The organism is Acinetobacter sp. WU_MDCI_Abxe161, from assembly GCF_025514355.1.
Classification (GTDB): domain Bacteria; phylum Pseudomonadota; class Gammaproteobacteria; order Pseudomonadales; family Moraxellaceae; genus Acinetobacter; species Acinetobacter pittii_E.
In genome coordinates this window covers 25,518-33,402 of record NZ_JAHPTU010000023.1, presented here as the reverse complement: position 1 = coordinate 33,402, position 7,885 = coordinate 25,518, and the positions used below count along the sequence as shown (strand labels likewise).

Here is a 7,885-nt window from a genome sequence, read left to right as displayed (position 1 = left end):
GGCAGGGGCGGCTGGATTCGAACCAACGGATGCCGAGATCAAAACCCGGTGCCTTACCACTTGGCGACGCCCCTAATATAATCATCATTACAGGTGAGGTTGGCAGGGGCGGCTGGATTCGAACCAACGGATGCCGAGATCAAAACCCGGTGCCTTACCACTTGGCGACGCCCCTAACGTGTAACCTTAAAATGATTAAGAGGAGATTCTTTTAAACTATTTACCAAGTAAGATTTACATGGTGAATGCTTAAGAATTTCATCAATATTCATTTCATTCGTTACTTCAGTAAAAACACAAGCACCTGTACCTGTAAGCTTTGCTTGACCAAACTGATCTAAATATTGCATTGCTTCTTCTACTTCAGGATATAACTGCCGAGCCAGTGGCTCAAAGTTATTTCCAAAATTAGAAGGCTCTAACTGATAGGCGCAAAATTTAGTGGTCTTAGAGTCTCTTGTCAATGTTTTTTGTGAAAAAAGCAATTGAGTGCTGATAAAACAATCAGGTTTTAAAATAATGAACTGTTTTTGATCTAAGTCTATGAATGATAAATGTTCGCCGATGCCTTCAGCCCATGCATTTTTACCATAAATAAAAATAGGAACATCAGCACCGAGCTTTACACCATAGTCCGCAAGTTGTTCTTGGCCTAAACCACATTCCCATAATTGATTTAACACAATAAGCGTGGTGGCGGCATTGGATGAACCACCGCCTAGACCCGCGCCCATTGGAATATTTTTTTCAATTTTGATGTCTAAACCACAAAACTTTTTTGCATGTGGCTTTAATATTTGAGCTGCCCGATAAATCAAATTTTCTTCAGGTCGAACTTCACTCAACCCATCAATTTCGATTTCTTCATTTGAAGTAGGCGTAAATGTCATCCAGTCATATAAATCAATAAGTTGGAAAATGGTTTGTAGCTCATGGTAACCATTTTCGCGTCGGCCTGTAATATGTAAAAACAGGTTGAGCTTAGCAGGGGAAGGAACTCGAATCATAGATTTATATAATTAGACTTAGCGGTTTTGGATGACCATTGTAATACGGTTTTCTTTATCTTCAGCAAGAGCTTGCTTTAAAACCAGTTTGTTTGGCAAAGTTTGTTCACCATCGTAACTGAAATTCACGGTCCACCCATCTTCAATGAGTTGGCTCACTCGATTTGCAGCATCTTTGGTAACTTGCGCATTTAATGTTGCGGGTTTTGCCAAAATCCAACTCGTTAAATGCGTAATCGGAGCTTGCCAACCAGTTGCTCGCTCTAAAAGCTCTTCTGGAGAGGCAGCTGTAATAAGCCCTGTTTTAGCACTATTTAAAGTTACTTCGCCTGGTTTACCCTGAATTTGAGTTTTTCCAACGCCTAAAATACCGCTTAACTCGATATCAAAATTATCTTGCTGTTGAAGCCAAGTAAAAAAAGCACTACCAGTTTGCTGTGGTGTACGAACTCCAATTTTACCTTGTAAATTAAAGTGTTTTTCATCTTGAACTTGTTGGGTAACCGCAGGTTTAGGTTGAGTAAAATGCTGACAACCGGTTAGAAATAATACACTTGATCCACAGATCGCTGTGCACAGTTGGGCAAATTTGCTCATATATTTAACTCTTTTTTGCAGATGTAGGTAAAATTAACGCATCAAGCTGTTGTAATTGTGGATCATTGGCATGTTTTTGTTTCAGTTGTTGTAACACTGCGCTAAATTGAGTGAGTGACCCTTGCATATACAAAGCTTTAGCATAACGAACGCCAATATTTATATTATGGCTAAGTTCATATGCTTTGCCTAAGGCTTCTGCCGCAGCTTCATAATCATTCTGTAAAAATGCAATATAGCCTAGCGTATCAAGGATTGAGGCTTGTTCAGGGGCATATTCCAGAGCTTGTTCAGCATATTGACGTGCTTCTTTTAATCTGCGGTTTTGCAGAGCTAAGGTATAAGCATATGCGTTTAGATACGTTGGGCTGTTAGGCTCAAGCTGTAATAATTGCTTTAATGTTTTGTCGAGTTTGTCGCGGTCCGTATATGGATCAAGTAATAAAACTTCCGCATAAATCAGTTCTGGATCATCCGGTAAGTTTTTTATTGCTTCATCTAATAAATTTAATGCAGCTTTTTTATTGCCCATTTTCTTTAAGATTTCAGCTTGGGCTTGATATAAAAAACTTGCATGTTGGGGATAATTTACTCGTTCTTGAGTAAGGAACCGTAAAGCATCGTGTAAATTTTCTTGTTTATCATATATTGCAATCAGATTGCGTCTTGATACCACGTATAAACTACCATCAACTAAACGATAGTAAGCTTTTGCAGTTTCATAATGCTGTTTACGTTCCGCATTAATCGCTAAGTAGTAATACGCTTCATTTTGGTATTTAGCCGAGTTGCGTAGGTCAACAAGATATTGTTCTGCTTTGTCATATTGTTTTAAATCAATACTCGTTAAGCCTGCAATAAATAAGGCTTCTTCAGCTTGAGGGTTAGTTTCTATAATTTTTTCAAGTTTTTCTAACGCAAGCTCAGATTGGTTAATTTGTATGAGATAGCGGATTTCAGCTAAACGAATATCTAAATTTTTCTTATTTTTACGGCTCGACTTTGCATACCATTTAAGTGCACCTTCTTGATCACTGAGAGCGATAAGTAAGTTTGCTTTCATTAAAATAAAGCTGGTTACTTTAGGACGTCGGCGTAAGGCTTTGTTAATGTTGGTTAGCGCAGTTTGTAATTGACCATTTTGCGCTTCTAAATTGGCGATGAGCGCTAAGATAGAAGGATTGGCTTTTTCTGCGCTCGAGCGTAAAGCTGTTAATAAGACCTCTCGATCTTGTGCATTTTCTGGGGCAATGCTGGCTAAAATCTGTTCTAGATCAGCAGTGGGATCTATCTTTAAAATTTTATCTAATGTCTCAGCAGCAAGCTGATATTCGTGTGTTTTTAAAGCAATATGTGACAAATAGAATAAAGCAGGTACATCTTTGGGTTCTTGAGCGACCCAATGTGTAGCAATATTTAACGCAGCTTGTAAATCATTATATTCAAGTGCAACGTCTAAAGCGCGCTGCTTAATTGAGGTAGAGTTGCTTTTAATTGCGAGCACTGTGTAATTGTGCAAAGCGTTTGGAATATCGTCGTAAGCTAGCGCAAATTCAGCAACCATGGATTGCTCTAATGCCTGATCAAACGAATGCACGGCATAGGTCTCTTGCACAGGACGCGCATAGACATATGAGGACATGCTACCTAACAATAAGAATGTGGTAGAATACTGTCTTATCGAAGCACCGTTAAAATTAATACGGCTATTCATTTGACGCAATTTTTATTGATCCAAAGTAATGCTTTTTATGACACCGATGTTGCACAATAGCATAAATTTAGCGAAATGATGATCTGATATGTCTTTCTTTGCATTGGGTGTCAACCATCAAACAGCTTCTGTAGAACTCCGCGAACAAATTGCTTTCAATGCAGAGCGATTAAGTCGTTTGCTTGCCGAACAACGCCATCACCAAAACCTAAAGGATTTGGTGGTCGTCTCGACCTGTAACCGTACAGAAGTTTATGCCATGGCTGAAAACGCCGAAAGCCTTCTAAAATGGTTAGCCGATGCCAATAATATTGATGTAAAGCAGTTAATTCATCATGTTTATCGTTACGAGAACACGCAGGCAATTACACATTTAATGCGAGTAGCGAGTGGTCTAGACTCTCTTATGCTAGGTGAGCCGCAAATTTTAGGGCAAGTTAAAAGCGCTTTAGCATTGTCTAAAGAAGCCCAAACGGTCTCTCCTGAATTGAACAGTGTTTTTGAATATGCTTTTTATGCTGCCAAACGTGTACGTTCCGAAACTGCAGTAGGTAGTCATGCTGTTTCAATGGGTTATGCGGTTGCACAACTGGCTTTACAGGTTTTTAGTAAGCCTGAAAAACTTACCGTAATGGTGGTTGCTGCGGGTGAAATGAATAGCTTGGTGGCTAAACATTTGGCTGAAATGGGTGTTGCGAAGATTATTATTTGTAATCGTAGCCGTGAGCGCGCTGATCAGCTGGCTCAGGAAATTGCACATCAGGTTGAAGTTGAAATTATTGAGTTTTCAGCATTAGCAGAGAATTTATATCGTGCTGATGTTGTGTCGAGCTGTACCGGTAGTTTATACCAAGTTATTGCTTATTCTGATGTTAAGACCGCATTAAAAAAACGTCGCTATCAACAAATATTGATGGTTGATTTAGCCGTGCCACGTGATATAGATCCTAAAGTTGAAGCACTTGATGGGGTCTATTTGTATGGTGTGGATGATTTACAAAGTGTGATTGATGAGAACCTCGCTCAACGTCGTCAGGCGGCAGTTGAAGCGGAAGTGATGGTGAATCAATTAGCGACTCAGCTTATTACTCATCAAAAGGTTAAAGAGGCTGGTAGTACCATTCATGCTTATCGCCAACACAGTGAAGAGATTAGTCAACAAGAGCTTACGCATGCATTAGAAGCTTTGCATCATGGTGAGAATGCTGAACAGGTATTACAGCAATTTGCCCACCGTTTGACGCAAAAACTTATGCATCCTACATCGATATTACTACGTGAAGCTGCTAAAGCAGAAAATCCTGATTATTTTGAATGGCTACAACAGCATTTACAGGATGTCTTTGATCATGAGCGTAAACCAAAACATTAAGACAACAGCTTTAAGCTAATTTGTTTTGTTAACTCATTGAGTTGTTGTCTTAGATTTCTTGATTCAATTAAAGAAATCGGCGATTTAAGTTTTTGACGTAAATATCTTTCTTGCAGACTTAATGAATATTCTTTGGCTAACTTGTCAGCTACTTCAGGAGCCTGTGTTAATGCTTGAATGTTTGTTCTTTGCATAATATCGGCGATTTCATGACAGTAACTACTACAAGCACCAAGCACATAATAAGTTGCCAGCTCTTGGTCATCCGGTAAATCATCAAAAATACGATTTAAGATAGCCAGTACTTTGGCCAATAATTCATCTTGGTGAATATAGGCCCGCAATCCTTCAAAATGAATATAAAGAAAAGGATGATGCATTAAAATTGCAATCGCAAAGTCTTCATCTTTTGTATGAATATTAAATGATAGTGAAGCATCATGACTGATTTGTGGGGTAAAACGTTTACCAAGTCCGAGTTTTTCACGGAAAGATTGAGTAAGTAAGTAACGGAACGAACCTTGTTTAGGTAAGAGTTCAGTCAACTCCCTGAGTTCTCCCATGACTAAACTTTTCCCTTCAGGTGTACTGATATCGTGTTGACCTGTTAAGTGCGCAAACACAAAATCGGATAGAAGAGGGGACTGTTGTAATAATTTTTGGAAATTTTCGAGCCCTTCTCGACGGATCAGAGAGTCGGGGTCATGATCATTCGGTAGAACAAAAAATTTAAGTTCACGACCATCATTGAGAAGTGGTAAAGCAATTTCTAAAGTTCTGCGCGCTGCTTTTTGACCTGCTGCATCACCATCGAAAGCAATGGTAATGCGGCTATTTTGTTTAAATAGAATATTAAGATGTTCTGTATTACTTGCAGTCCCTAAAGTTGCTACGGCCCCTGTAATGCCATATTGCTGAAGCGCAATAACATCCATATAACCTTCGACCATTAACCAATCGCTAGATTTAAGTTTTCTACCTTCATAAAGCCCATAAAGTAGCTGATTTTTGTGGAAGACTTCTGAGTCCGGTGAGTTAATATATTTGGGCTTGATTTCATCGTTTAAGGCACGACCACCAAAACCGACGACTCGACCTTTAGGGTCGCGAATTGGAAAAATAACGCGGTCACGTAATAGGTCAAAATCACGGCCATTATCGCTTGAGCGGATAAGCCCAAGTTGTTTTAAGCCGTCAATGTCATAGGGAAAGGCTTTCTCTAGGTGTTGCCAGTCTTCTGGAGCATAGCCTAAACGCCAAAATTGAATTGTCTGATTGGTTAAACCACGCTGTTTAAAGTAATTTTTTGCCTTTTGGCTATGAGGTAATTGTTGTTCATAGAACTGAGCAACATTTTCCAGTAAGTCATATAAATTACCTTCTTGAACCAGTTCATCAAAGCTAAACGGCTGTTCGAACTGAGCAAAAGGGTCATCAAAGAATACTGGTTCAAGCGTGTTGTAGCTTTCATCTGATGGCTGCTGTGGAGTTACAGGCTCAGCCGTATTTGTTTTAGCAACAGGTGGCTTGGTAACCTGACGGGTATAAGACAGTTTTTTATTTTCAGTATTATCTTTGGGTAATTCAATTCCAGTACTACTCGATAATTCTTTCATTACCTCTATAAAGTTTCGGTTATCGATATCCATGAGAAAACGGATTGCATTTCCGTTAGCTTGACAACCAAAGCAGTGATAATACTGCTTGTCACGGTAGACATGGAACGATGGTGTTTTTTCTTGATGAAATGGGCAACAGCCGGAATATGTACGTCCGGTCTTTTTCAGTTTCACACGTTGACCAATCAGATCGACAATATCTGTGCGATCTAGAATTTGATCAATCGTATGTTGTGGAATTGCCATAATTCAGATAACCGTATTAAAACTTGATGAGACAGTAAGTCAGAATATTCTGACATGATGAATCGAGATATGCCCAATAAATATTTTAATATTTTATAAAAACAAACAGGCAAGTGATATCACTTGCCTGTTTGTTGATGTTTTTTAAAGCTTAAACTTATTGAGCAGCGTCATCCGCACTTTGAGTTGCTTCATCTGATTGCACATCAGTTGAAGCCTCAGTAGAGGTTACCGCTGGTGCAACAGTTGTATTTTCTGCTGCTTGTTCAGGTTTGTCTAATAGGCCGAAGCTTAAACGGTTTGTCCAACTACGTTCAGACTTAGGCGCTTCAACAGGTGTTTGCTCTGGTGCTTCAGCTTCTTCTTTATCTGAATTGCCAATTAAACCAAAGCTAACACGATTGAGGAAACCACGTTTTGGAGCTTCTGCTTCAGTTGTGCTCTCTGGTGTTGCAGCAGTCGATTCACGACCGAAAATACCTAAGGTTGCACGGTTAATCCAGTTGCCTTCTTTACGGGCAGCACGCATGTTAACTGTGCCGTCTTTTTTCACAAGGCTTGGATAATTAAGCTTTAAAACTTCAATATATTGTTGTGAAGTCGCTTTATCACCTAATTTGTCATAGCTATATGCCAAAGTCGCTAACGCTTCTGGAACTTGAGGCGTTTGTGGGTAGTGTTCAATAACCCATTGTGAACGTTCCGCAGCGGCGATCCAAGCTTTACGTTTAACGTTGAAGCGAGCAGCAGTCATTTCATTTTCAGCAAGTTCTTGCCCAATGAATTTCATACGCTGAGCAGCATCAACAGAATATTGGCTGCTTGGGAAACGGCGAATTAAATCAACAAAGTTTTGATACGCAACTTTTAAATAACTTACATCACGATGTGACTGCTGCAAAGAGGTATAGCGCATCAAACTGTCGTAGTTTTGCTCCATATTGGCAACAGCACGAACATAATAAGCATAATCCACATTTGGATGTTGAGGATTTAAACGAATAAAACGTTCTGCTAAGGCAATCGCGCCTTCATAATCTTTTTGTTTAAATTTCGAATATAGAAGTTCAAGTTGTGCTTGTTGTGCGTATTGTCCAGTCGGATAATAGGTATCGATTGCCTCTAAAGACTTGGTCGCATCAAGATATTGACCGCGGTCAAGCGACTTTTGGGCTTTTTCGAAGTAAGCTTGTTCACTAGATTGAGGGCCAGTATCGACCACTTCTTTTTTACTTGGATTGCTGCTACAGCCCACAAATGCAGACGCTACACCTAAAGATAAGGCAAGCATCGTAATTTTATAACGTGGTAGCGACATAAAAACTCCTCT

At 39.5% G+C, this 7,885-nt stretch carries 6 protein-coding genes and 2 tRNA genes; 1 reads left to right on the top strand and 7 read right to left on the bottom strand.

All coding sequences use genetic code 11. The features are described 5' to 3' along the window. Positions 1-2: 2 nt before the first annotated feature. From KTI78_RS17025 to KTI78_RS17005, 5 genes are all read right to left on the bottom strand, one after another. Positions 3-74, bottom strand: a tRNA-Gln gene (locus KTI78_RS17025). Between the two features lie 26 nt (positions 75-100). Further along, positions 101-175, bottom strand: a tRNA-Gln gene (locus KTI78_RS17020). Then, entirely contained in the window at positions 174-1,007 is an 834-nt protein-coding gene (gene ispE / locus KTI78_RS17015; RefSeq protein ID WP_174752678.1) for a 4-(cytidine 5'-diphospho)-2-C-methyl-D-erythritol kinase, read from the bottom strand. The genes KTI78_RS17020 and ispE overlap by 2 nt, the downstream gene beginning before the upstream one ends. 18 nt (positions 1,008-1,025) lie before the next feature. Beyond that, positions 1,026-1,604, bottom strand: a complete 579-nt coding sequence (lolB, locus tag KTI78_RS17010; protein ID WP_182004533.1) for a lipoprotein insertase outer membrane protein LolB — start codon at positions 1,602-1,604, stop codon at positions 1,026-1,028. A gap of 4 nt (positions 1,605-1,608) precedes the next feature. After that, the gene (locus KTI78_RS17005; protein ID WP_213071381.1) at positions 1,609-3,318 is read right to left on the bottom strand and encodes a tetratricopeptide repeat protein; all 1,710 of its coding nucleotides are present in this window, start codon (positions 3,316-3,318) and stop codon (positions 1,609-1,611) included. 88 nt (positions 3,319-3,406) lie between these two features. Between KTI78_RS17005 and hemA the strand changes: the two genes are divergently transcribed. Then, positions 3,407-4,690 (top strand): glutamyl-tRNA reductase, encoded by a 1,284-nt coding sequence (gene hemA, locus KTI78_RS17000; RefSeq protein ID WP_262446802.1) that lies wholly within the window; start codon positions 3,407-3,409, stop codon positions 4,688-4,690. Here hemA and KTI78_RS16995 read toward each other — a convergent pair. Together KTI78_RS16995 and KTI78_RS16990 are read right to left on the bottom strand one after the other, a co-directional pair. Continuing rightward, positions 4,687-6,555, bottom strand: a complete 1,869-nt coding sequence (locus tag KTI78_RS16995; protein WP_262446801.1) for a DNA primase — start codon at positions 6,553-6,555, stop codon at positions 4,687-4,689. The genes hemA and KTI78_RS16995 overlap by 4 nt on opposite strands. Positions 6,556-6,712: 157 nt before the next feature. Next, positions 6,713-7,873 carry an outer membrane protein assembly factor BamD gene (locus KTI78_RS16990; protein WP_262446800.1) on the bottom strand — a complete coding sequence of 387 codons (1,161 nt, stop codon included), beginning with the start codon at positions 7,871-7,873 and terminating at the stop codon, positions 6,713-6,715. Positions 7,874-7,885: the final 12 nt, after the last annotated feature.